Origin of the sequence: Butyrivibrio sp. INlla14 (genome assembly GCF_900102515.1) — a bacterium.
In the GTDB taxonomy this organism is placed as follows: domain Bacteria; phylum Bacillota; class Clostridia; order Lachnospirales; family Lachnospiraceae; genus Butyrivibrio.
This window is the reverse complement of record NZ_FMVS01000012.1, coordinates 79,156-104,351: the sequence shown is the minus strand read 5'-3', so window position 1 is coordinate 104,351 and position 25,196 is coordinate 79,156. Positions and strand designations below refer to the sequence as shown.

Below are 25,196 nucleotides of genomic sequence, written 5' to 3'. Positions count from 1 at the left end.
AATGTTAGCATTATCAAGAAAAAAGAATGAGGCAATTGTAATCAACAACAACATCGAGATCACAGTTCTGGACATTAGGGGTGACCAGATCAAACTCGGAATCGCCGCACCAAAAGAGATTCCGATCTACCGTAAAGAAGTTTACATCCAGATTCAGAACGAGAACAAGCAGGCTACTGATGTTTCAGGAATCGAGGAACTCAAAAAACTGCTGTAAAAAGTCATGTGTAAGATATATTCGGAAAAAGATGTTAAACAGGTGCCAGATCATTTTGGCACCTGTTTTTTGTAGCACAAGACCGGCAAGCGAATGGATGCTTGCATACAAATTCATTTGCCGGTCGTAAGAACATGGAGCACTAAGTGCGGAATGTTCGTGTGCGAAATCGAGTAGGAGTCAGCCTACTCGATTGCACAAGTTGTATAAAGCTTATGTAGTTTCGCAATAAGGTTGACATTTTTGTAAGGTAAATTGTTGTTAATTTGTTACAAATGACATGACACTGTTAGTGTGATAACATAGAAATACAAGACGGGGTCCTCTTAAAGAGTAATATGGAGGAAAAAATATGCTTTTAACAAATGAGGATATTTTAGCAATAGAAGATTTATTAAAAAAGAATCTAAAGGGAGTCGAATCACGTTTGGATGGAGTCGAATCACGTTTGGACGGAGTCGAATCACGTTTGGATGGAGTCGAATCACGTTTGGACGGAGTCGAATCACGTTTGGACGGAGTCGAATCACGTCTAGATACATTGGAGCATGATGTCACAGTTATTAAAGTTGATATGCTTGAGAACAATGTTATACCAAGGCTCAATACAATTGAGCAGTGTTATCTTGATACTTCTAAGCGTTATATGGACAAGACTGAAGAGTTTGAAAACGCTATTGCTGATATTTCAGTAATGAAACGTGCCATTCAGAAGAATTCTGAAGATATCAGAGGACTTCAGCTTAAGCAGGCATGACATTTTCATTTATAGTTGTTAAATAGGATTAAGATAAGGCCGGTACACTGGAAAGTGTATCGGCTTTTACGTTATAATGATAAATATAAGTGATTATAGGAGATCAAATGCGAATTCTTTATTATGACTGGGATGAATTTAATGGAAAAGACTGCCGTGACGCCATGGAGCGTCTGGGCCACCAGGTTGATACCATTAAGCTCAAGATGGAGGGGTATGACCTGACACCCGAGATAGAGAGGGCATTTTACGAGAAAATCACAGGGATAAACTTGCAAGCAGAGAGTGAAGAAACTGCCGATGCCAAGAGTATGGTGGAATCTGCAATTATAGGAAATGCCAATTCGATAAGTGATGGAGAATCTGTGAGCACTGGGCATATGCATAGACTTATATACGACCTGGTTTTTAGCTTTGACTACTTTCCAAATATCTCCGAAATTTGCCAGAAACTCCAGATTCCATACATTTCCTGGGTTTTTGACTGCCCGCATTACACTCTTGATTCTCACACCACCACTAATCCGGTGAATCACATATATCTTTTTGATAAGCGCCTTTATGTCCAGATGGCGGCCAAGAACTCACGGCTTGCCAATGACACCGCAGCACAAATTGGCACCCAGACATTCCACTACAGTCCACTGGCAGTCAACGCAGAACGCCTTTCACAGCTATGCCACGACCTTGATGCAGAGACCGATGGCCGAATAATCTACGAGCATGAAGTGTGCTTTCTTGGAAGTCTTTATGACAACGAATACAATTTCTATGATCAGGTCAATTATCTTCCGTCATATCTAAAAGGTTACGTTGATGCAGTTATCGCAGCTCAGGAGCGGGTCTTTGGTGCAGACTTTTTTACGGAAGATGCGATTTTTTCTGATGAGCACGTAAGGCAGCTAAGGGAATATATCAAGTTCGAAAACACTGGCAAGTACGATACCAACTACGATAACGTTATTCGTGACATTCTTCGCAAGAAAGTTACAGTAAATGAGCGCCACCACATCCTCGCTGAAATGGGCAAGCGCTTTGAGACAGTTCTTTACACAACTCCAGGGGCAAAAGAGATACCTGGTGTCTGCAATCTTGGAGTTGCAGATTATACAACCAAGATGCCTAGAGTATTCCGCCGCAGCAAGATAAACCTTAACATCACCTTAAGGTCTATTCTGTCTGGGGTTCCTCTTCGCGTTGTGGATATCCTTGCGGCTGGTGGATTTCTTTTGACAAATTATCAGGAGGAGATTGCGGAGTACTTTGTGGATGGCCAGGATCTTGTTATTGCCTACACTCCGGAAGATATGATTGAAAAGACTGCCTATTACCTGGAGCATGACGATGAACGCAAAGCTATTGCGGCTGCCGGCCAAAAGAAAGTACTGGAGAATTTTGCATATACCAAACTTTTGCCAGAGATTTTGCAGGTGTAAATTCTAAAATTTTTCTTAAATCTTCATTTTTTTATCATCTCACCTATAAACATTACCTCCCCATATCCGATATATGTGATAAGAAAGACTGTGGGTTGCCTAATTTTCCACACTTTTCATTACATAGATTTAAAACAAAACAAATGCGCAACATATAAATTAAGGAGCATTCCTGATTCTGACATGGAGGTATAGGATTATGGGAATCGAAGCAATTAACGGCTTTAGCCCGCTTATTCAGCAGACTCAGCCGCAGGTAAGAACACAAGTACAGGAGCAGAGCCAGTCTCAGTCAGAGATTGTAAATCATGAGGCTAGTGCTAGCTCTCAGTCAATTGAACTAAAAGTAGAAGCCACAGATAATTCTTCTGGCTCAGGTGGTGATGCCCAGAATGGAGCGCAGGCTTACACTCAGGCTCAGACCAAGATGGCAGAGACAGAGGAGCAGATTCAGGCTGACAATGCCAAGGTTAAACAGGCTATCTCTGAGATGACCAAGAATGCCAAGTCCTCAGCGGAAGCTGTTTTTGGAATTCATGAAAAGACAAATCGTGTGACCATCAAGATGGTGGACAAAGAGACCAAGAAAGTCATCAAGGAATTCCCACCAGATGAGACCTTGGACATGATAGCCAAAGTATGGGAAATTGCAGGACTTATGGTGGACGAGAAGCGCTGATGATTCACGCTATGTTCATATGAACAACTGCGCAGTAAATATCAATAGACAAAAAAGATGTTGTTATGTACTCTGTACATGCACCGTTAACGCGCAGGACTGTTTATATGCGGCAAAAAATCCCCATCTGCAACAAGACAAGGACGTCAATGTAACACGCTCACGGATTGAGAAAGGAGAAAGCTTATGCCTATCAGAATAACAGGAATGAATTCAGGTCTTGATACTGAGAGCATCATCACTGCTCTTACAAGTACCAAGAAAACCAAATGGGACACTGCTGTAAGTGATCAGAAAAAGCTCACCTGGAAGCAGGATAAGTGGAAAGAACTAAATAAGAAGGTTGTTTCTTTTTATAACGGTGCACTCAGCAGCATGAGATTTTCAACAGCCTACACCAAGAAAACAACCACAGTATCAAATACAAGCGCAGCAACTGTTGTAACAGGCGATGGCGCAATGGATTCAGCACAGGATCTTGATATCAAGAGCCTTGCCAAGTCCGCATACCTTACAGGAAAAGAAGTTAAGGTAGGCGAAGGGGCTGATGCTACAAAGGCTACAAAATCCACAACTATGGAGCAACTCGGTATCACAAGCGGAACACTTAGCTTCAAGGTTGGAAAAGCTCCTGCAGACGGAGCTGAGGATAATAGAGAGACCTTATCAGTTGACGTTGCAGCAGGCGACAGCATTGATACTGTCCTTTCAAAACTTAGAAATGCCAAGACAGCATCTGGCCAATCTCTGAACTTTAACTATGACGAGAACAACGGAAGATTCTTTGTTTCTTCCAAGGAAGCAGGAGCAGATAACTCTTTTGATCTGGTAGAATCTGAGGCAATGACAGCACTTGGACTTGCCAAAAAAGAGGATGGCTCCAACTACATAGCTGGCGAAAATGCCAAGATCATACTTAACGGTGAGACCTTTGAGTCAAATTCAAACACCTTCGAGATCAACGGCCTTACAATCACTGCAAATCAGGTGGCTGACGACATCACCATGACAACCAAGCAGGATACCAGCGGCATCATGGACAATATCAAGAACCTGGTAAAAGAGTACAACGACCTGGTAAAAGAGCTTGCTACAGTCTACAACGCTGATGCAGCCAAGAAATATAAGATGCTAACTGACGATGAAAAAGATGCCATGAGCGACAAGGAAGTAGAAGCCTGGGAAGATAAGATAAAGACAGGACTACTTGCTAAGGACGACACAGTAGGAACTCTTAGAACAGCCATGAGAGACATCATGAATTCTTCAATAGATGTTAAGCTCAAGGATGGCACAACTCAGAAAATGTCACTTGCAAGCTTTGGAATATCCACAGGAAGCTACTTTGGAACAGAAGAAAACGAGAGAGAGGTTCTCCACATCGATGGGGACAAAGATGACACAACCACAAGTGGAAATACAGATCTTCTTTCAGGATTTATCTCTTCTGATCCACAGATGGTACAGGATTTCTTCTCTACACTTGCCAAGAACCTCTATGGTAAACTTTCAGATCTCATGAAAGGTACCGAGTACAGCAGTTCTTTTACCATTTACGAAGACAAGCTTATGGCTTCTCAGTACAGTGCCTATAACACCAAGATATCAACGGCCCAGAAGGCCTACGAGGCAGCGCAGGATAAGTATTACAAGCAGTTCTCCAAAATGGAGACAGCCCTTGCCAAGGTTAATTCAGCAAGCGGTTCGCTATCAAGTTTCTTTGGCGGAGGCAGCGGCTGATCAGTGGCCTGACGAAAATACCTGATGCGTGTATTCATTAGTACATGTGTCATAACAGAAGGACAATAATAATAAACGAGGGAGCGTACAATTATGCCAGTAATGACTGCACAGCAAAATGCTTATGCACAGTATAAGAACACTAAGGTTATGTCAGCTTCAGGCCCGGAGCTCACATTGATGCTCTATGACGGAGCTATAAAATTCCTCAATATTGCGGATTTTGCAATTGAGAAAAAAGATATCCAGAAGGCCCACGACAATATAATAAAGGTAGAGAGGATCATCGAATACCTTCGCAATACGCTCGATATGAAGTACGCAGTTGCACAGGATTTCGAAAACATGTATTCTTATATTGCAAGGAGACTTGTTGAGGCCAACATTTCTAAAGACAAAGAAATCATAGCCGAAGTCAACAAGCACATGCACGCAATAAGAGATAACTGGATTGAAGTCATGAAAGCCAATCACGTTTACGTTAAGGATGCGTGATAATTGGTAAAAGAGGAGGAACCATGGTAGCAGCAAGTCTGGATATGCTAGAAGAAAGTCTTATTAAGAAGATCAGCATTCTCTCTAAACTTGAAGAGGAAAACGACAAGCAAAAAGAAATCCTCTCAAGCATGGACGAAGAAAGGGAACCAGAATTTGATGCCTGCCTCGATGAAAAAGCTAAGCTTATCGATGAGCTAACGCTTTTGGACGATGGCTTCCAGTCCTTGTTTGACAGGGTAAAAGAGGAAGTTGGAGCAAACAAAGACCTCTATAAAGATCAGATCAAACGAATGCAGAAGTTAATAGAAGAAATAACTGGCAAGAGCGCTTCTATAGAAGCCTCGGAACATAGAAACAAGCGCCTGGCTGAGCAGTTCTTCTCAGCAGCAAGACAGAAGATGAACGCTGGAAGGCAGGCATCGGCGGCGGCCTTTAATTACTATCAGACAATGAATAATTTTAAGGATATTCCGCCACAGTTTTTGGACAAACAAAATTGAGTGAATAATATAGAAAACAGCACTGCTTTCGGCGGTGCTGTTTTTATGCTTCTTTTGCGCCTATATCGGCAATTTTTTTCAAAACTTAATAGCAAAATGCAATTTTTTTAAAATAAATTTCAAATTGTAGAAAAAATTTAAAAAAAAGTTTCAAAAAGGGTTAAGTTATGAAATTAAGTGCCGATATTCATAGTGAAAAGAGAAAAACAAGCAGCCATGGAAGGGACTCCGCAAAGGTCTGCACAATAAAAAATAAGATGGAAAGGCAGCAGGGAAGCGGGCCCCGGTCATGGAGGAATTGAATATGGTAGTACAACACAACATTACTGCGATGAACGCCAACAGACAGCTCGGTATCACAACTGATATCCAGGCTAAATCTTCAGAGAAACTCTCTTCTGGTTACAGAATCAATAGAGCGGCCGATGATGCTGCTGGTCTTGCGATTTCCGAAAAAATGAGAAGACAGGTAAGAGGTCTTACACAGGCTTCTGCGAATGCTCAGGATGGTATTTCAGTAGTTCAGACTGCTGAAGGTGCGCTCAACGAAGTTCATGACATGTTACAACGTATGAACGAGCTTGCTGTTAAGGCTGCCAATGATACACTTACAACACAGGATCGTTCTTATATCCAGCAGGAAATCACACAGCTTTCCGATGAGATCACAAGAACAGCCGGATCAACAGAATTCAACAACCAGCATCTTCTTGATGGAACATTCACAGCCAAAGAGCTTCAGGTTGGTTCAGAAACTGATAGCAGAAACCAGATTGAGATCTGTATCGTAAAACTTTCCGCAACAAGTATCGGCGTAGGTGCTGTATTTAAGGAAACTGATGATGGTATCGGAACTGTTGACAAGGATCAGATCAGTGTAATGTCACACTCACAGGCCAAGCACTCCATCGAGAACATTAAGCAGGCCCTTATATCTATTTCAAAACAGAGATCTGACCTCGGTGCTATTCAGAACAGACTTGAGCATACAATCAAGAACCTCGACAACGTAGTTGAGAATACTCAGGCTGCTGAATCTCAGATCCGTGATACAGATATGGCGGAGGAGATGGTTAGATATTCTAACAACAACATCCTCGCTCAGGCAGGTCAGTCAATGCTGGCACAGGCCAACCAGACTAACCAGGGTGTTCTTTCACTCCTTCAGTAATAAAGTTAATGCAGATAAAGCGATAAAAATCCATAAGCAAAAAGGCGGTGGCTTACAGCTGCCGCCTTTTTTATGAGAGGAAATTTCTCCGAAATTCCTATATCATAAAAAGCGCTCTTAATAATTTATATTTTATTAATAAATTTAGGGCTAAAGTTTTTAGAATTATAGTCGATAATAAAGGTGTAAAACAAATGAAATGTTTTTAGGCCAGCACTGAAAACATTTCCTAAACAAAGCAAACGAGCTGCATGGAAGCAGCCGTATTTATCAAGGAGGATAAAAATTATGGTAGTACAACACAACATTACAGCGATGAATTCAAACAGACAGCTTGGTATCACAACTGGTATACAGGCTAAGTCAAGTGAGAAACTGTCATCTGGTTACAAGATCAACAGAGCAGCAGATGATGCAGCAGGTCTTGCTATTTCAGAAAAAATGAGACGTCAGGTTAAGGGTCTTACACAGGCTTCTGCTAACGCTCAGGACGGTATCTCTGTAGTACAGACAGCTGAAGGTGCATTAAACGAAGTACATGATATGCTTCAGAGAATGAACGAGCTTGCTACAAAGGCAGCTAACGACACTCTTACATCTTCTGACCGTAGCTACATCAAGTCAGAGTTGGATGCTCTTTCAACTGAGATCACACGTACTGCAACTGCTACAGAATTCAACAACCAGCAGCTCCTTAACGGTTCCTTCACAGGAAAAGAGCTTCAGGTTGGATCTGAGACAGATTCTCAGAACCAGATTCAGGTTTGCATTAAGAGTATGAGCGCATCTAAGATTGGTGTACAGGCAAATAACGTACAGGTAAGCTCACACGATGTGGCTAAATCTGCAATCACAAATATCAAGTCAGCTCTTGAGTCAGTATCTAAGCAGAGATCTGATCTTGGTGCTATCCAGAACAGACTTGAGCATACTATCAAGAACCTTGATAACGTTGTTGAGAATACTCAGAGTGCTGAATCACTTATCCGTGATACAGATATGGCTACCGAGATGGTTAAGTATTCAAATAACAACATCCTTGCACAGGCAGGTCAGTCTATGCTGGCACAGGCTAATCAGTCTAACCAGGGTGTTCTTTCACTTCTCGGCTAATAATATCTGCTATAAATGTTTAAAACATCTGTTTGAAACATTGCAACTACCTAAAAGGGTCCCGGTTTTCCGGGGCCCTTTTTCTGAGTAAAAATATGTTTTTTAATTGGCAATTAACTTTATGATTTCGATTACGCGGTTAAGAGTAGAATTAGAAGCGTTTACTGTCTGGTAACCTTTAGCTGCTATCTCAAGCCGCTTATCTTCATGGTGCAGATAATAATCGATTTTCTCTATTAACTCATCGTGAGAATTGTATACTTCTAAATCTTCTCCTATTCTGAAATAATCATTAAGCTCCTCCTGATAGTTCGTAAGTAAGAATCCGCCGATTCCAAGGACATCCCACACTCTTTGAGGAATACCGGTCTTTATTGATCTGGTACTGATATTCAGGTTGATCCTGCTCTGTCTGAAAACCAAAGGCATCTCAGTAATTGTGTTAACCGGCCCGTGGCAGGATATATTTCTGATGGCTGAAACATCCGAGTTTGTAAAAAGATGAATCTTTTCGCCGAAGCTTCCTCCAAGCCTGTTCATAATCAGGACTCTTTCAAGATAAGTCATGTGGGGACTTAAATAATTATTGATGGCGACAAATTTGTCCAGGTTAAAAACGCTCAGATCAGAAGGGTAAAAGTCGTCTGCAGAAAGCTTTATCTGAACCACGTCTTCATCGCCTATTTCTCCTTCCAGGAGATTTTGGCCGCAAATAGAGCTTTCCATCTGATTTTTCATAAGCTCTTCATAGCGAATCTTTTCTTCATCGGAAATCTGAAGATTAACGAAAGGGTCTTTTTCGTTATACAAAGATCCAACAAAAGAAACATCATATTTAAAGTCGACCGCATTCTGAGTGGCAGCATCAAGCCTTTCCACAGCTGCTCCAAGAGCCAGATGAAATATTCCTTCCGGGTTTTCATCCCTAACAGACAGATACTGCTCTTTATCAAATAGAAATACTCTATTACAGGAATTTCTAATGGTCTTATTGAAGATTTCCATCATGGGGCAAGTGACGCTGACGCTTACATACTTAACATTAAGATGTTCGCAGACAATTGAGATATACGGGAAAAAGTTAATTGTGAATACAAACATGGGAGTGGCAGCACGGATCTGTGAATCCACGGCGGCAGCCTGAGACTCCAGATCGGTGGCACCAAGAGAATCAAGAAACACCTCAATAACATTTATTCCAAGCTTTTTAAAAGCTTCAATGTAATCAGGTTCACATATATTCTTGTATCTGAAAAAAACTATGTTCAAACTGGTTCCCTCCCTAGTCATCATTATAATTATTATACGATAAAACGTTTATCTTTGATATAATATACCTAGGGATTCTAATTGGAGATGCTATGAAAATAACTGCGATCATTATAGATAAAAACACAACTGAGCATATTGAAAGAACCAGGAAAAGCCTTGAAACGCAGGAGAAATACTTGGGAGAAACCGAAATTTTAATTGAAAAAGATGCAGGGAAGGCTTTGCCTGAAAGCACAGGTGACTATGTTTTATTCATTAATTCCGGAGATGAAGTAAATTCACATCTTTTTGATGCTATAGACACTTTGTGTCAGCAATTATCCGATACTCCGGACATGTTTTCTTTTAATCTGACAAATGCCCTTAATGATTTTGAACTATTCATAGATGAGCCTTTTGATACTAAGAATGCAAGTATCTATTATTTTGCTGATTCTGACAGTAGGAAGAGCTTTTTAGGTAAAAAAACTGTTGATGAGAGAATCTTTTGCCACGCCTTCAAAAGGGAGTTTCTCATGGATTATGGGCAGGAACTGTCAGAAGAGGCATTTTCTGACGAGTCTGTCTTTGTATATCCTCTTTTACTCATGGCATATTCTGTGTGTTTTATCCCGGAGAATGGCTATTGCAGATTTGAAGATAATATGCCATCTCTTGAAGCTAACAAGAGAATAGCTGATAACATGCAGCTTCAGACTGCTCTCTTTGAAATGCTTAGCGAAGTTCCGGAGATCATGAATGAGTATGGAGAAATAATCATTGCTCACTTTATAGAAAAATACTACTTAAATACCATTAAGCTTGCCAAAGCCCTGGACATTAACAATGAATTCTCATTATCGGTATTTCAGGCTCTTCAGTATGCATGCCTTAAAATCGCCCCAAAGTGGATTGAGAACCAGTACATATTTACCTTTAGCCAGCATGACAGGGAACTTTTAACCTATCTTAGCCGTCAGTTTTCATCTGATGCTGAGCTTCACGATACTCTTTATCAGAATGGGCTGGTCACAGTAATAATAGACACCTATAACAGGGCAAAAGAACTGCCAAGAGCCATAAATAATATCCTATACGAGACCTATCAGAGATTTGAGATTGTGGTAGTTGATGACGGATCTTCGGATAATACGGAAGAAGCGGTAAAGAGGTTCACAGATGAGAGAGTTAAGTATTTTAAGAATCCTCAAAATATGGGTCTTGCCGCTTCAAGAAATGTAGGCGTGAAAAATGCCAAAGGCTATTACATCACATTCCAGGATGACGATGATCTGTGCAGACTCGAGAAAATAGAAGACCAGGTTAGATTTCTTCAGGATAGAGACAGAGAAATCGGCATGACCTATCATGAGACCATAAACCACATCAACAGGCTGGAAAATAGGGGAAGCGATGTGATCATAATGCCTTCAAGAAATATTCCGGATGTCAAAAAAGACGGCTACATTTTCCCAGCTCTTTTACCCTGGAATTTCATTACCGGTCCGTCAATGATGATAAAAAAAGAATGCTTTGAAAAATCAGGGCTTTTTGATGAGAGCCTGTTTTCTTTTGAGGACTGGGAAATGACTCTCAGAATCGTCAGGGATTTCAAAGTTGGATTTATGAAGAAACCGCTTTACGACTATTATCAGACATCCCAGGGGCTTCTTTTTAATGACAATCCTGAGCACAGAAAGAAGGTAGTTGCTGCGCTTGATGTAATTGATAAAGAGTTTGGGGAAGACAGAAAGAAGTACAATATCGATTCTATTAAGAAATGAGGGCTGATATTTAATGAATGTGGCAGCTTCTTTTAACAAAAAATATGTAAACTACGCCATAGTTATGCTTACGTCATTTTGCGAAAGTAATCCGGGGCATAATGATGTTTTTATAATGCACAGTGAATTGGAAAAAGAAGATATAGAGAAGCTTTCATCCGCGCTGCAAAAATACGGTGTTGATGTTACCCCGATAGATGTTTCAGAGGAGATTAGTAACCTTAATCTCCCCGTAACAGTGGATTGGAGCCCTGAGATATACTATAGGCTTCTTCTTCCGGATAAACTGCCGGAGCATGTGGACAAGGTCTTTTATCTTGATGTGGACGTTATTGTCCATGGTTCGCTTCAAGAGCTGTATGAAGAAGATTTTGAGGGGGCAGATCTAAGGGCCTGCTATGACTCAAATAATACCAATACTCTTGATACTTATAAAGATAAGGTTAAAGAGATGCTTCTTCCGTTATATGGAGAAGAGTTTCCCTATTTTAATTCCAGCGTTCTCCTTATGAATATTGCCCAGATGCGCGGCAAATATACCTTCCAGACTTATCTTGATGCCATGGAAAAGTGGGACTATAAAATGTCTGCTCCGGATCAGGACATTCTTAACTATGTTCACCATGACAAAGTGAAATACATGAACTGGGAAGAATATGATCTTTTTGCCAAGATGGCTTATAACGCCGGCTGGAGATACGAAAAGGTAAAAGAGAAAAACAAGATAATTCATTTTGCCGGAGCAAAGCCCTGGAATTTTGACAATACACATTATGAGATTGAGCGCTTCTGGTGGGACTGTGCGGCTCTTACTCCGGTATACAAGGAACTTTTAGAAAACTTTGTGGAATGTGCTTTGACAAATCCATACCTGGAAAACGAAGCTATAAGGCTATGTAATGAAAATAAAGAATATGCCAAGGCTATAGATGAAGTAATGCAGATTCTTTCAAGATTTGGAGTGAAGTAAGAGGATTACTATGAATATTATCACCGCTCTAAACAGGAAATATATCCCATATACAGTAACCATGCTGGTTTCACTTGGAATTAATGAAAATGAGCATGTAGATGCATATCTTTTAAACAGTGAGCTTACAAATAAAGATATGGAGGAGATCAGAAATGCTCTTTCTGAATATGATGTAGAGGCCCACTCTTTATCTGTAGACAGAAAGAAATTCAGCGACAGACTCCCCTACAATTCACAGTGGAGTATCGAGACTTATTACAGGCTCATGATGTTGGAACTCCTTCCGCAGACTATTGACAGGATTCTCTATCTTGACGGAGATATGGTCATCAATAAATCTCTATCTGATCTGTACCATGCCGAATTTGAAGGGGCAGAAATAATAGCCTGTGATGATAAAAGTGGCCTGAACACACCGGATAGCTATGGGCCCAAGCACAATGAGATGTTTAGGGAGGCTTACGCACAGGGATATAGATATTTCAACGCAGGAGTAATGCTTCTTAACATTAAAGAGATGCGAAAAAAATACTCCTTCCAGACTTATCTTGATGCTATAGATGCCTGGGACTACAAGATGGAAGCCCCAGATCAGGATATCCTGAACTGGGTTCACTGGAAGAAGGTAGCCTATGTTGATTGCATGGTGTACGACCTTTTTGCCAGAGTTGCACACAACGCTCAGATAACCTATGAAGAGGTAAAAGAGGAAACGGCTATTATCCACTTTGCCGGAGCAAAGCCCTGGGATAACGGGAATTTCCACTTTGATATAGAAAGACTTTGGTGGGATTATGCCAAAAGAACACCTTTTTATGACAGTCTGTTAGTGGAATTTAAAGACAGTGCCCTGAGAGATAAAACTGTCGAAGAGTATATTAAGGGACTTGCGGATGCTGTAAGCGGCCAGCAGAAAACCCTTGGAAAAATAATGGACAAGATAAATGGCCTTACAGGATTTGTAGAGGATAAATAATGTGTGATAGGTAAGGAGCATAGGATGACACCTGAACAGCTTGAACTATCCAGGATGTTTTTAAATCACATAAATCCAAAGCGCGATATTTCATGCGTTGTGGATAGAGTTATTAAAAAAGATAAATACGATGTCGCTGTAGTTATACCTTGCTATAACGTTGAAAACTACGTTGAGAAGGCCATTAGATCGGTTCTTGAACAGGATACCACAAGAAACATTCAGATAATTGCTGTTGACGATGGCTCCACTGATTCTACAGGGAATATCCTTGATGGCTATGGTGACAATGAGAATGTAATCATAGTGCATCAGGAGAACAGAGGGTTTTCCGGAGCCAGGAACACAGGACTTATGTACGTGGATGCAAAGTACATTTTTTTCCTTGACTCGGATGATTACATACTTCCTGATTGTTTAGAAAGACTCATTGAAATTGCGGAAGAAAAGCATGCTGACATTGTAGGTGGAGGAATTCTTAGATTTGATTTAGATGATGATGAGCCGGATTACAGCGGATTTACAGGGAAGATACAGGAGCTGTCTTCAGAAACGGCAGAAGGTTTCATGTGTGGAAAGATATTTAGATCAGAATTATTTGATAATGTTGCTTTTCCTGAAAGCTATTGGTTTGAGGACGGCATATATGCATATCTGATAGCTCCAAGATTTAAGAAGTCCTGCATACTGGACTACCCAGCGTATATGTACAGAAGAAATTACAATGGAATATCTGCAACGTCACAAGGAAAGCCTAAATCAATTGATGCTTACTGGCTTAGGGAAATCTTTTTACTGGACATGGAAAAACTTGGGATTGAATGCGACCAGCATATGTACGAGATGCACCTTTCCGAGATGGCTTTAACCTATGTCAGAACTAATGACCTCGATATTAACGTAAAGACCGCTATATTCTATCTGACAATGGAGTGGATAAAACCTCTTCATGAAAGATTTACTTCAACCAATAAGTTTCATTCGGTATTAGAGAAGGGAATAGAACTTGAAAACTTTCAGACCTACTGTGATGGTTGCGCAATAATCTGGAACAATAAACTAAATGGTGGTGAGTAATATGGATAAATTAAAACTGGTATTTGTTGATACGTATAAAAATGGACCGGATAATCTGGATTATGTTTTTAAGGCAGATGCAATTGAATTATGCGAGCTGTTTACCCTTGATGGACAGGACGGTGTAGACCTTACAACTATTGGTGATTATAGCGGCTATGATTATGCTGTTGTCACTATTGTGGAGCGTGACTTTGAAAAAATTAAAGGTGTTTTGTCCCGTTTAGGATTAACATCTGATAAGCTGATTTTCCTGTCACTGGATGAAATCATATGTGATGACTTTGAAAAAGTCAGAGGTTATTTTCTGGATGAATATCTTGAAATGATGAAATACAAGAAAGTAAAAATGAAGTATGAGTCCAATATAATGGGTGAATATGCCCTTGTAACAGTAGAAGATCTTTCCTATGTAAATATCGCCAGCGATGACACCATCATGGTTGAAATGTACAACAAGAAAGAAAATTTCTCAAAAGATAGCATAGATGCTTTTTATGAGCTTGGTAATAAGTACTTTTCTTTTTCGGATAAACAGGATTTGTTCTGTGACATAGGTGCAAATATTGGAACCACTTCTATTTATTTTAAAAAGAAACTGGATAATTCCGTGAAAATACTGGCATTTGAACCGGCGAGAATGAATCATAAGCTGTATAGAGTAAATGCTATTTTGAACGACATAAACGACGATGAGTTAACTCTTGCCAAATATGCAGTTTCAGATGAGAGGGCTATCTGCAAATTTGAATATAGCGCCACAAACCCCGGTGGAAGCGGCCTGATCTCCGGATGGGAGACGGATGTATCTGTTGAGGAAGTAGAAACTATCCCATTTGATGAATATGTGGAAGAAAACGGAATCGATATAAACAGGATTAAATGGGTATGGATTGATGTGGAAGGCTTTGAACCTGCATTTTTTAAGGGCGCCAGGAAGACTTTAAGCAGTATAAATGTTCCGATTATCTTTGAGTATTCTCCCAAACTTTACAGGGAAACCGGAAGATGGGACGAATTCAAAGAGCTATTATTTGAAATGTATACTTCCTTTTTAATTATGCAGGAAGGTGGTGACAAGATACACCCTATGCAAGACATTACGTATTATGAAAACTTTGATTTTCAGTTGGACATAATGCTTTTTAAAGCTTGAAAAAAGTGAAAGGAATGGATGATGGAAGGTAAAGGGGATATATCGGTTGTACTGACTCTATACAAGAGGCCGGAGATGCTTCTGAGGCAATTGGAAGCAGTCGAAAACCAGACAATAAAGCCTAAAGAGATATTTCTTTTCCAGGATCATATTTCCAATGGGATTTATACCATAGAGCTCGAGGAAGAGATAAAAAAGAGATTCACAGCCATTCGCATTTGCAGTGAAAACGTGGGTGTATGGGGAAGGTTTGTCTACGCCAATGAGGTGGCGACCTGCCCGTATGTTGCTGTTTTCGATGATGATACAATCCCGGGAAAACGATGGTTTGAAAACTGCATGTCCCACATGGAGAAAAAGGAAGCCATTTACGCCACCATAGGTGTTGGACTTCAGCAAAATGCAGACTATCCCAATAAGGGATTTTTCAGAGTCGGATGGGGAGAGCCCTGTGACGAGGCTGTGGAAGTGGACTTTGGATGACAGAGCCATGGTTGGAAACAGATGGATGGAAATGTGTTTTTTCCACATGCTGTTAAAAGAAGGGATATACAGCACCTATAATGGTGAGACTTCGGAGAGCGGACTGGCACTAATAAATGACTGGCCAACGCTTAACCTTGATGAAAAAGAAAGAAATGAAGTTATCTTCAAAAACACCTGGTTCATGAAAAAGATTACTATCTGAAAGAGGCACATAATGGATGGCATAAGCTTTAGAACACTAATAGTTATAACTCCAAAGGATGCAGAAAGACTTCTAAGACTCTACCCAAGGCTAGTCCGTAATATCAAGTATGGACCTGTCTGCTTTGTCAGCGGTGAAGGAGTAGGGGAAGTCCTTGACCGTGTGCCTGAACTAAACGGAAAAGTTGAATGGATTAATGAAAGTGACATTATTCCATTTGATGATGTTCATGCGTTGATAAAAAAGCGCATGGAGCATATTCTGGCAGGGCGTGAGCTTCCAAGAGGAATTACAGGCTGGTATTATCAGCAGTTCCTTAAGATGCAGTATGCTTTTTTATGCGAAGATGAGTATTACATGGTTTGGGACGGGGATACGATTCCCTGCAAAAAAATAAGCATGTTCCAGAAAGAGTCAGGAAAACCCTATCTTGATATGAAGCATGAGTACCACGCTGAGTACTTTGAAACCATGGGAAAGATTCTTCCGGGATTTGGCAAAGTTATTGAGAGATCCTTTATCTCCGAACATATGCTTTTCCGAACAGACATTATGCGTAGTCTTATCCAGGATATAGAGAAAAATGACGCAATTGAAGGAACAAAGTTCTGGGAAAAGATTATAAATGCTATTCCCGATGAGAAAATACAGGATTCATCCTTTAGCGAATTTGAAACTTATGGAACTTATGTGGCTCTTAGATTTCAGAATGTATACAAGCTCAGAGAGTGGCATTCCTTCAGGCAGGGAGGCAATTTCTTTTCTATTGATACCATATGTGACAGGGATTTTACCTGGCTGGCTCAGGACTTTGATGCTATATCTTTTGAAAAGGGCCACGAAGTCAGGGAGGATAATGCCAATCTTTTTGACAATCCCTATTATCAGGAAAAGCTTACTCCCAAGCAGATGCTGCAGGCTGCCCAGATGGAGTATAAGGAAGGCTACAAGGAGGTTTGGGCAGATGATCCAAATGCAGCAAGAGCCAATAACGTAAGCGGCGGCTTTTCTATGTCAGCTGATGTTATTCCAGAGGACAGGCTCAAATACCTTGATAAGGACACTTATAAGATTTACGAGAAGCTTGGGGATGATCTGAAGGATAAGAACATCAATCAGGCTTTCTTGTGTTATGAAAATGCTGAGTATCTATGCGAGGATACATCAGAGAAAGAGCGTATTACCGGGAAAAAGAATGGCTTGAAAGAATCCGGAAATGTAGCGGTCAATAAGGCTGCTTTTATCATACTGTCCTACAACAACACTTATTACCTGCAAAGATGCATAGAGAGCATATATACCAACTGTAATCCTGATGCATATTTACTGGTAGTATTTGAGAATGGTTCCAAGGATGGCACCAGTGAATGGCTTGCTCAGTGGGGGAATGACCACGACGAGGCTCTGATCATTCTTAATGAGGAGAATTTGGGATTTTCGGTTGGAAATAATGCGGCCTGCGAGTATCTCCCTGAAGGGTACGATGTCTTTTACCTAAACAACGATACAAGAGTTCCTGCAAATGCATTGTTCTGGTTGAGGATGGCACTATATTCATCGGAGGAAATCGGTGCTGTGGGCGCGGTTCAGAACTATTCAGAGGGAGATCAGCTTCTGGATGTGAGATTTGATGCTCCTGAGCAGTATGTGGAATTTGGGGCATCCAATAATGTTCCTATGGATAATCCTCTTGAGGAACAGAGTAAACTTTGTGGTTTTGCTATGTTCTTAAAAAGAGAAGCTTATGATAAAGTAGGGGGCTTCGATCCGGCATTTACTCCGGGATTCCTTGAAGATGATGACCTTAGCCTTAGGATCAGAGAAAAAGGATATAAGCTTATGGTATGCCATAACGCGTTTATTTATCATGCGGGAAGCCAGAGCTTTATAAAGAGAAATGACTTAAGGGAGCTTTTTGCACAGCACCGTGAATATCTTGTGGATAAGTGGGGCTTTGACTCTTCAAAATACGCGGTTTTAAGCGTGAATGAGCTTAAATATATCAATGAGATAGAAAAAAAGGGCTACAAGAGGGATGATAGCTTTAGCATTGTTTATGTAGGCTGCGGCTGCGGAAATATGCTTGGAAGAATACATTTCATGTATCCAAATGCTGACTTGTATGGCGTAGAAGAAAATGATGATGCCAGAAGATTTACTATTTCCTGTGTCAAAGTTTTTAAGAGCGTCAGTGAACTTCCTATGAAACTTGAGGAGTTTGATCTGGTGGCTCAGTATCTGGGATAATTTTTTTTAGGCTAATTACAGAGCCATCTTACTGAGCATGGCATTCATGCTTACTTCGTAGGAATGGCTCTTTTTAATTATTTCCTGACCATTTTTGGCGATTTGCCTTCTAAGGTCATCATGTCCAAGATAGAATTGTATCTTTTCTTCCAGTTCATCTATATTGTGGAAAACATCAAGATCTTTTCCTATGACAAAAAGATCCTGGATTTCAGGCTGATAGTTGGTCAGCATGAATCCACCAGAGCCCATAATGTCAAATACCCGCAGTGGGATTCCAGAAGTGATGGTGTGCAGGGTGATATTAAGATTTATCTTGCTAAGGGCATAGGCCTTTGGGAGCTCAAAGTTGTAGTCTAGTGCAGGGAGAGGGGTGACATTTTCTATACAAACATTACTTTCTCTGGTGTAAAAGTGAAGGCCATACTTGGAAATGCGTCTTAGTATTTCGGTTCGTTCAAGGCTTGTAAGATATCTGGAAATAAAAATGGCATTTATGTATGCGTCCGGTGAAAACCTGGCAAGAGGATTTTTATTTTGGCATAGAAGAGCCAATAGCTCGTCTCTGGCTGAGTCCGATAGCTTGCCACTGATATGATCCTGACCATCCCAAATTCCCATAGAGTCTTTAATTATTCTGTCAAGTTCTTTATGAGTGTTGCTGCACACTCTTTCTAATACATCTCGGTATAAATTATCAGAATATAGGGATCCTATAAATGAAACTTCACAGGAAAATCTGTCTACATCTTGTGCCGTTGTTGCGAGCGTTGACATTCTTGTGGTGTTGGCTGCAAGGGGCTGATAGAAAACATGGGGACATCCAAATTCAGTAGTATCTTTAACCTGATCTTTGTCAAAAGAAAAAACATAATTGCAGGAGTTTAGAACCTGCGCGTCAAAAAGTGCTTCCTGTGGTGCGTCATAGATCCAGGAGGCATATTTAATGTTTTTCTTTTCACAGGCAGCAGATATGGCAGGACAGAAGTCGAAACTAAAAACAATATCAATGTGGTGATCAGTGATGAAATGGTAGATTTTATCAACATCCTCAGGGGTATTTCTATAGATTGAAATACCAAGATCCATAATCTCTACATCATGTCTGGTCTGCAGAAGAGCCCACAACATGTCATTGGCAGACATCTCCTCAAGGAAAGCTACGCCAATTCGTCTTGCAGATTTATCAATCCTGAAGATCCCTGAGTACCTATCAAGAGCTATTTTCCTGTATTTTTCAAAAGAATCATCATATACGGGAGGAGTAGTACCATTCGTCCAGTAAACCGGAGACTGACTTGCCACAACTATTTTTTTACCGCTTCTAAGGACACTGGCACATAGATCCACATTATAGAAACTGTCACCATCAAAAAGCTCACTGTTAAAACGATAATCACCTTTTACTGTAAACAGATCATCAGATATGCATAGAACTTCCTGATATTCTCCATTTACGGCATAGGTATTATCTGATTCCTGGCCATACATTATTCCATGCTGCATTACCATATCAACAGGCATCTTGTCAGTACCCAAGGCCCCAATTACTGCGATTTTATCGCTTCCTGAATAGATGCGGACAATATCAGCTAGAAGATCAGGGCTAGTTATCGTGACGCTTTCTTTTAGAAATATCTTTATAAGCGCATCAGTAGAATCAATTGCCTCATTATAGCCATCAGCAATAGACTTGGCCTGCGTTACGCCAAGGTATTCCACGTCATAACCCTCCGGAATAGAGAGCATACTTATATTTTGGGCGATTCTACTGTCGTTTTCGATATCTGTGATGCAGCAAATAAAGCATATTTTATTGTTGATCATGGTGGCAGCCTCACATTTCCGGATTATATGGGAGCGTAGCCGTCATTGTTTATAAGTTTTCCGTCCTTGTATTCTCCCATTGCGCCGCTTTCTAAGATAGACAGATAGAATTGCTCCGGGGTGAGCTTTTCTCTGTAACGAGGATTTCTGAAAAGCTCTGTTAATATTTCCTCTGTCTCCTGATATTTTTCAAAAGAAGCAGCGTCATAGCTAATTGCCAGCCAGTCCATATCTTCCTGGGTAAGATCAGAAATATTGACAAAAAAATTAGTGTTTCGGAAGGACTTCCAGTTGCGCAATCTGTACTTGGACTGATGTCTCATGGCAACCCAGGTACCATAGGTTTCAAATTCTGAAAAGCCAATATAAAGATTGTCAGGGCCAACTGCTGACATGATTTTTTCATAGAAGTAAATTCCTTCAAAATCAGTTTTTTCTATTTCCGAAATCATCTCCTGCATAAGCTCTTTGTTAAAAAGCATATGCTCTGAGATAAAGGAATTTTCAATGACTTTTGTAAAGCCAAAAAGTCTGTTTATTGTTAAGAAATAACTTTCCTGAAGTTCATATTTCACATCGAGGAAGGGCTTACCATTTGGCGCAAACATTTCTATTTTTCTAAGTGGAAGTGTGTCGGCGTCCCAACTTAGGTAATATTCATCTTCACAGATATTGCTATAGCCCATTTTGAGAAATTGCTGATAGTACCAATTCACCGATGAAGGATTTGAACTTTTGCCTTCAGCTATTAGTTTGGAAAATATCTCTTTTACAGGCGCAAAAGGTATAAGTGCCCCCTCTTCAAGAAAAGAAACATCATGGTTATCAAATACTCCATCAGTAATATCAGAATCAATCTGTTCCTTCAGACTTAAAGGTCCGATAAATACAATTTTTTTGATGGGAAGGTATTTGAAAAATGATGGTATAAAAGATCTTGATCGAAGGTAGTCAGGAACTATTGATGGAATGATACATTCGAATTTTTGTTCAAGTGGGTTTGACATAAATACCTCCATATAGCTGTATAAGCGGATGTGCCTAATACTATTATATTATAAATTGTGATAAAATATACATAAATACGTTAACAATTCGCGCATCTTTATTCTTTGGAGAAGAAAAATGAAGAAGGTTAGCATAATTGTAGGTGCATATAATGCTCATAACACCTTGGCTAAATGTCTTACAAGTCTTGTTCATCAGACTCTGGATGACATAGAGATAATTGTTGTTAATGATGCCTCAAGGGATGATACCTGGGAAATAATGCAAAGGTGTAGGGAACAGTTTCCGGATAAGGTTATTATTCTAAACAATGAGCAGAATCTTGGCTGCGGCGGAGCCAAGAATACAGGTCTTGAGATTGCCCAAGGTGAATATATAGGCTTTTGTGACAGCGACGATTATTGCGCTTCAAACATGTTTGAACTTCTCTATCAAAAAGCCAAAGAAAAAGATGCAGACATGGTAGATTGTGGATTCTATGTGGAAGCATCTGATGCCACTACGATTTCAACGCCAAATGAGGCTGAAGGCATTCTTGATGATGAGAAGAGGCGTATTCTCATTCTTCAAGGTGGTTATCTTTGGAGTAAGCTTATCAGAAGAGAATTGTTTTTTGATCCACCAATCAAAATGCGTAATCATGTAAGGATTTTATCTGATAATGATGTTTTAAAGTACTTGTATCTCAAGGCCAAAGACATTTGGACTGTGAAAGAAGTCCTATATTACTACAGTGATGCCCCAGGCTCAGATACTAAGATCATTGATCAGGACAAGTATTTTGAAAGTATTTATGGTGTTATTGAGGGAACCTATAGGCTCTGCCATGACCTTCCAAGTTATGAGGCTGCAAAGCAGACAATAGAGTATGCTCAGGCCGTATGGTATTCCTATGGAATCAACAGATGCCTTTACGACCAGATATTAAAGCTTGGCGCAGATGAAAAGCATGTCAGTGATTACTTTGATAGAATAAATGACTCAGAAAGGCAGATGATATCTGAACTTGCCAAGTTAAAAGAAAAGGTCATAAAGATTCCTTATAGAGATAATCCGGAGGTGACAAGCAGGATTTCAGAGCTTGATATAAAGATCATGGAAGAGTGTGACAGGAGATTTGGCCAGGATGAATTACGTTGAAGTTATGGGAGGTTTGGGAAACCAGCTTTTTCAATATGCTTTTGCTAAATGTATTGAAGAGGTGACGGGCAACGAATCAGCGCTTTACACCTCTTTCTTTGACAGGCTGGAGGATAATCCTGACATAGTAAAAAGAGATTACTCCTTGCAGAACTTTAACTTTGAATATAAAGAGGTTAAGGGTGCCCTTAATGTGACGAAAATATGCAGAGAATATGAGCCTTTTACAGTGATGCAGGGAGATGATGAAGTTTTTTACAGCGGATTCTGGCAGGATAAGAAGTTTTGTGATCCGCTCATTAGCTGGTGCAGAGAGAATCTAAGATTGAGGGAAGAAAACCCTGATCCTGATTTTGGAAATGTGGCCAGGGAAATTGAAGAAGGCAATTCGATTTCCCTGCATGTAAGGCGCGGAGATTATCTGGATGAAGATAATGTCAGAAAATATGGGGATATAACTCTGGAATATTATAAGAGAGCAATGGATGCAATTCCCGGAAAAGATGACAACACTACTCTTTATGTTTTCAGTGATGATATCCAATACTGCAAGAGCTTTATGGATGATATTTGGCAGAGGAAAACAGTATTTATGCCTATGAGAAGGGATTATGAGGATTTATATCTTTTGACCAGAGCAAGACACCACATCATAGCAAATTCTACTTTTAGCTGGTGGGGAGCTGCCGTTTCAAATAGAGACGGAATAACCGTTGCACCGGCGAACTGGTTTAGAAATAGAGATTCGAGAATGCTGTATCTTGATAATTGGGTTGTGATCTGATTGCAGATATTTGGATAGGAGCTTTGGGGTAATGGGTATTGAGCAAAATCCATTTTTTTTGGCAAACTACGATTATTGCTATCTTGAAAGTATGCACTGGCTCTTTAATACACACAAGGTGCAGCCGGAAATAGTGTTTACCGGGCTTAGTTATGGCCTTGAATCTATCGATTGTTCCTGCATAAGTAAAGCTTCTCTTAGCTTTTGTATGCATTCGCAGGATATTTTTTACGACACGCATCACCTGGTCGATATTCTAAAAAATGATACGGAGCATGTTGTTAAAACTGTAGTATTTGCACTGGGTTATTATAGTTTTCACTATGATCTGTCGCGGACAATGTTTAAAGAAAGGTGTCTTGATATATATTATCCTCTGTTTGGAACAACCCACAATTATTATGTTACTGACGAGCAGAAAGAGGGGGCTGTCAGCAGGCTTTCTGATGAGACATTTGTAGATGAATATCATTCATTTTTTCTACAGGACAGAGCATATTTTAATGACAGGATAAAAAGAGATGCAAATGCCAATATTGTGGTAGCAAGTGGCGGATGGAGCAAGATTACTCAGGATGAGAGAGAGAAGTTCGCAAAAAACAGGGCGCTACTTCAGAACAAGCACATACAGCACAAGGCAACCCTTGAGGAAAATATTGGGCTTTTTTATAAACTATGCCAGATATTATCTCACAGCGGAGTAAGGATATATGTGATGATAATGCCTTTTTCCAGAGAATATATAAGGCACATAAATCCAGAATACAAAAAGATTGTTTATGAGATTCTAAATGGGCTTCCATTTGAAGTGAATTTCATTGATTTTAATGATGAACAGATAGTGGATATCGAGGATTTTTTGGATCAGGATCATTTAACTATGGATGGAGCCAAAAAGTTTTCTCGAATCCTTAATGAGATGCTAATGTGACAGTTTGATGCACTATGTGATATCAGTTGGGAGAATCCTGTGAACATCCTACTACTTGACCTCTTTGGTTCTTTTCTGACCGAAGATATGCTGTATTGCATTAAAAAGCTTGGACATAACTGTAAGATTGTCCAATTTATATTGGCAGATAAAGAGGGAAACGATGAGTTTTCAGCTTTTATGAAAAAAGAGCTGTCAGAGGGCTCTTTTGATATGGTGCTCACAACTAACTATTATCCTGCGGTTGCAAGGATTTGTTATGTTAACAACATTTCTTATGCCGCCTGGGTTTATGACAGCCCGCCGGAGATACAGTCTCTGGAAACACTTTCCTTTACCACAAATCGAATTTTCTTTTTCTGCAAATATGACTACGAGACTTATAAAAATCAAGGATTTGATAATGTATATTACCTTCCCCTTGGAGCAAATATAGAGAGATTATCTTCGTTTAGGGCAGCTGGCGAGTATAAGTGCGATGTGTCCCTGGTAGGAGGACTATACCATTCGGATTCATACTTGGGGCTTAAAGCCATTATGACACCTGAGCAGCAACAGTTTCTGGAAGCAATGGTCAAGGTGCAGCTTAAACATGCCGGAAGTATGGTGTTGGATTCTGCTATTACGGAGGATTTTGTGGAACAGGTCTGCAGGCATTATAAGGATCAGTCGGAAATGGCAGTACAGCCAAATAAAGCCCAGCTCTTTTATTCCATCTGTGCCCATATAACTCACATGGAGAGACTGGCGCTACTGCGGCTAAGTGCGGGAAATGGGTATAGTACAAGACTCTATGCCTCCAGTGTGACAGATCAGAACAGGGACCTGTTAACAAGTCAGGGAGTAGAGATACATGGCCCTGTTAACTATGGCAGGGAAATGCCTCAGGTCTTTCTTAGTAGCAAAATCAATCTTAATCCGACGCTCAGAGCCAACAGGACAGGAATTCCACTTCGCGTGGTTGACGTTCTTGGAGTTGGAGGATTTCTTTTAACAACCCATCAGGCGGAGCTTGACGATTTCTTTTTTGAGGATGAAATTGCTACCTACGAATGTGTGGAGGAAGCAATTGAAAAGATAGATTATTACCTTTCCCATGAGTCGGAGAGGGTTCTTTTGGCGGCCAAAGGACACGAGAGGGCCAAAAAGGATTTCTCTTTTGAAGATAGGATCAAGGCAATTATGTACATTGCCACGAAAAGCAGGTGATGGACTGGCGAATATCGATAGTTGGACAGTATTT

24 protein-coding genes are annotated in these 25,196 nt (G+C 40.2%); 21 read left to right on the top strand and 3 right to left on the bottom strand.

The genetic code is table 11. The features are described 5' to 3' along the window. Position 1: 1 nt before the first annotated feature. The 9 genes from csrA (at position 2) to BLO53_RS09615 (ending at position 8,111) form a co-directional block, all read left to right on the top strand. Complete coding sequence (gene csrA, locus BLO53_RS09655) at positions 2-217, top strand: carbon storage regulator CsrA (protein WP_026488690.1); 216 nt, start codon at positions 2-4, stop codon at positions 215-217. 427 nt (positions 218-644) lie between these two features. Continuing rightward, positions 645-974: a hypothetical protein gene (locus BLO53_RS09650; RefSeq protein WP_143003231.1), complete on the top strand. Its 330-nt coding sequence runs from the start codon at positions 645-647 to the stop codon at positions 972-974. A gap of 107 nt (positions 975-1,081) precedes the next feature. After that, on the top strand, positions 1,082-2,410 hold the full coding sequence (locus BLO53_RS09645) for a glycosyltransferase family protein (protein ID WP_092060947.1): 1,329 nt from the start codon (positions 1,082-1,084) through the stop codon (positions 2,408-2,410). Between the two features lie 199 nt (positions 2,411-2,609). After that, positions 2,610-3,089 (top strand): flagellar protein FlaG, encoded by a 480-nt coding sequence (locus tag BLO53_RS09640; protein WP_092060944.1) that lies wholly within the window; start codon positions 2,610-2,612, stop codon positions 3,087-3,089. Positions 3,090-3,275: 186 nt separating this feature from the next. Continuing rightward, the gene (gene fliD / locus BLO53_RS09635) at positions 3,276-4,829 is read left to right on the top strand and encodes a flagellar filament capping protein FliD (RefSeq protein WP_092060942.1); all 1,554 of its coding nucleotides are present in this window, start codon (positions 3,276-3,278) and stop codon (positions 4,827-4,829) included. 102 nt (positions 4,830-4,931) lie between these two features. Next, positions 4,932-5,324 (top strand): flagellar export chaperone FliS, encoded by a 393-nt coding sequence (gene fliS, locus BLO53_RS09630; protein ID WP_092060990.1) that lies wholly within the window; start codon positions 4,932-4,934, stop codon positions 5,322-5,324. Between the two features lie 23 nt (positions 5,325-5,347). After that, positions 5,348-5,827 carry a hypothetical protein gene (locus BLO53_RS09625; RefSeq protein WP_092060940.1) on the top strand — a complete coding sequence of 160 codons (480 nt, stop codon included), beginning with the start codon at positions 5,348-5,350 and terminating at the stop codon, positions 5,825-5,827. Positions 5,828-6,131: 304 nt separating this feature from the next. Continuing rightward, the gene (locus BLO53_RS09620; protein ID WP_092060938.1) at positions 6,132-6,998 is read left to right on the top strand and encodes a flagellin N-terminal helical domain-containing protein; all 867 of its coding nucleotides are present in this window, start codon (positions 6,132-6,134) and stop codon (positions 6,996-6,998) included. 288 nt (positions 6,999-7,286) lie between these two features. Beyond that, entirely contained in the window at positions 7,287-8,111 is an 825-nt protein-coding gene (locus tag BLO53_RS09615) for a flagellin N-terminal helical domain-containing protein (protein ID WP_092060936.1), read from the top strand. 102 nt (positions 8,112-8,213) lie between these two features. Here the strand turns inward: BLO53_RS09615 and BLO53_RS09610 are convergent, their stop codons facing one another. Then, complete coding sequence (locus tag BLO53_RS09610) at positions 8,214-9,380, bottom strand: glycosyltransferase family protein (RefSeq protein WP_176757233.1); 1,167 nt, start codon at positions 9,378-9,380, stop codon at positions 8,214-8,216. A 92-nt stretch (positions 9,381-9,472) separates the two neighbouring features. Here BLO53_RS09610 and BLO53_RS09605 point away from each other — a divergent pair, with 92 nt between their 5' ends. Genes BLO53_RS09605 through BLO53_RS09570 form a run of 8 tightly spaced genes read left to right on the top strand, consistent with a single transcriptional unit; the run spans position 9,473 to position 18,263 of the window. Then, the gene (locus BLO53_RS09605) at positions 9,473-11,146 is read left to right on the top strand and encodes a glycosyltransferase family 2 protein (RefSeq protein WP_092060932.1); all 1,674 of its coding nucleotides are present in this window, start codon (positions 9,473-9,475) and stop codon (positions 11,144-11,146) included. Positions 11,147-11,159: 13 nt separating this feature from the next. Continuing rightward, positions 11,160-12,116, top strand: a complete 957-nt coding sequence (locus BLO53_RS09600; protein ID WP_092060930.1) for a glycosyltransferase family 8 protein — start codon at positions 11,160-11,162, stop codon at positions 12,114-12,116. 10 nt (positions 12,117-12,126) lie between these two features. Continuing rightward, positions 12,127-13,095, top strand: coding sequence for a glycosyltransferase family 8 protein (locus BLO53_RS09595; protein WP_092060928.1), 969 nt, complete (start codon positions 12,127-12,129; stop codon positions 13,093-13,095). A gap of 24 nt (positions 13,096-13,119) precedes the next feature. Continuing rightward, positions 13,120-14,172, top strand: coding sequence for a glycosyltransferase family 2 protein (locus BLO53_RS09590; protein WP_092060926.1), 1,053 nt, complete (start codon positions 13,120-13,122; stop codon positions 14,170-14,172). A 1-nt stretch (position 14,173) separates the two neighbouring features. Then, positions 14,174-15,328, top strand: coding sequence for an FkbM family methyltransferase (locus BLO53_RS09585; RefSeq protein WP_176757232.1), 1,155 nt, complete (start codon positions 14,174-14,176; stop codon positions 15,326-15,328). Between the two features lie 18 nt (positions 15,329-15,346). Further along, positions 15,347-15,811, top strand: coding sequence for a glycosyltransferase family A protein (locus BLO53_RS09580; protein WP_092060922.1), 465 nt, complete (start codon positions 15,347-15,349; stop codon positions 15,809-15,811). After that, positions 15,780-16,016 (top strand): hypothetical protein, encoded by a 237-nt coding sequence (locus BLO53_RS09575; protein WP_143003230.1) that lies wholly within the window; start codon positions 15,780-15,782, stop codon positions 16,014-16,016. The genes BLO53_RS09580 and BLO53_RS09575 overlap by 32 nt, the downstream gene beginning before the upstream one ends. 12 nt (positions 16,017-16,028) lie before the next feature. Continuing rightward, entirely contained in the window at positions 16,029-18,263 is a 2,235-nt protein-coding gene (locus tag BLO53_RS09570; protein ID WP_092060917.1) for a glycosyltransferase family 2 protein, read from the top strand. A gap of 15 nt (positions 18,264-18,278) precedes the next feature. On the opposite strand, the gene BLO53_RS09565 is transcribed toward BLO53_RS09570, so the two are convergent. Both BLO53_RS09565 and BLO53_RS09560 read right to left on the bottom strand, forming a co-directional pair. Then, positions 18,279-20,090, bottom strand: coding sequence for a glycosyltransferase (locus tag BLO53_RS09565; RefSeq protein ID WP_092060914.1), 1,812 nt, complete (start codon positions 20,088-20,090; stop codon positions 18,279-18,281). Between the two features lie 23 nt (positions 20,091-20,113). Further along, on the bottom strand, positions 20,114-21,097 hold the full coding sequence (locus BLO53_RS09560) for a DUF6492 family protein (protein WP_092060912.1): 984 nt from the start codon (positions 21,095-21,097) through the stop codon (positions 20,114-20,116). Between the two features lie 118 nt (positions 21,098-21,215). Between BLO53_RS09560 and BLO53_RS09555 the strand changes: the two genes are divergently transcribed. Genes BLO53_RS09555 through BLO53_RS09540 form a run of 4 tightly spaced genes read left to right on the top strand, consistent with a single transcriptional unit; the run spans position 21,216 to position 25,162 of the window. Continuing rightward, positions 21,216-22,238 carry a glycosyltransferase family 2 protein gene (locus BLO53_RS09555; RefSeq protein WP_242875352.1) on the top strand — a complete coding sequence of 341 codons (1,023 nt, stop codon included), beginning with the start codon at positions 21,216-21,218 and terminating at the stop codon, positions 22,236-22,238. Then, the gene (locus BLO53_RS09550; protein WP_092060908.1) at positions 22,225-23,022 is read left to right on the top strand and encodes an alpha-1,2-fucosyltransferase; all 798 of its coding nucleotides are present in this window, start codon (positions 22,225-22,227) and stop codon (positions 23,020-23,022) included. Before BLO53_RS09555 ends, BLO53_RS09550 begins: the two co-directional genes overlap by 14 nt. Before the next feature lie 31 nt (positions 23,023-23,053). Then, the gene (locus BLO53_RS09545; RefSeq protein WP_092060905.1) at positions 23,054-23,953 is read left to right on the top strand and encodes a hypothetical protein; all 900 of its coding nucleotides are present in this window, start codon (positions 23,054-23,056) and stop codon (positions 23,951-23,953) included. A 39-nt stretch (positions 23,954-23,992) separates the two neighbouring features. Further along, positions 23,993-25,162, top strand: coding sequence for a CgeB family protein (locus tag BLO53_RS09540; protein WP_092060903.1), 1,170 nt, complete (start codon positions 23,993-23,995; stop codon positions 25,160-25,162). Positions 25,163-25,196 lie beyond the last annotated feature (34 nt).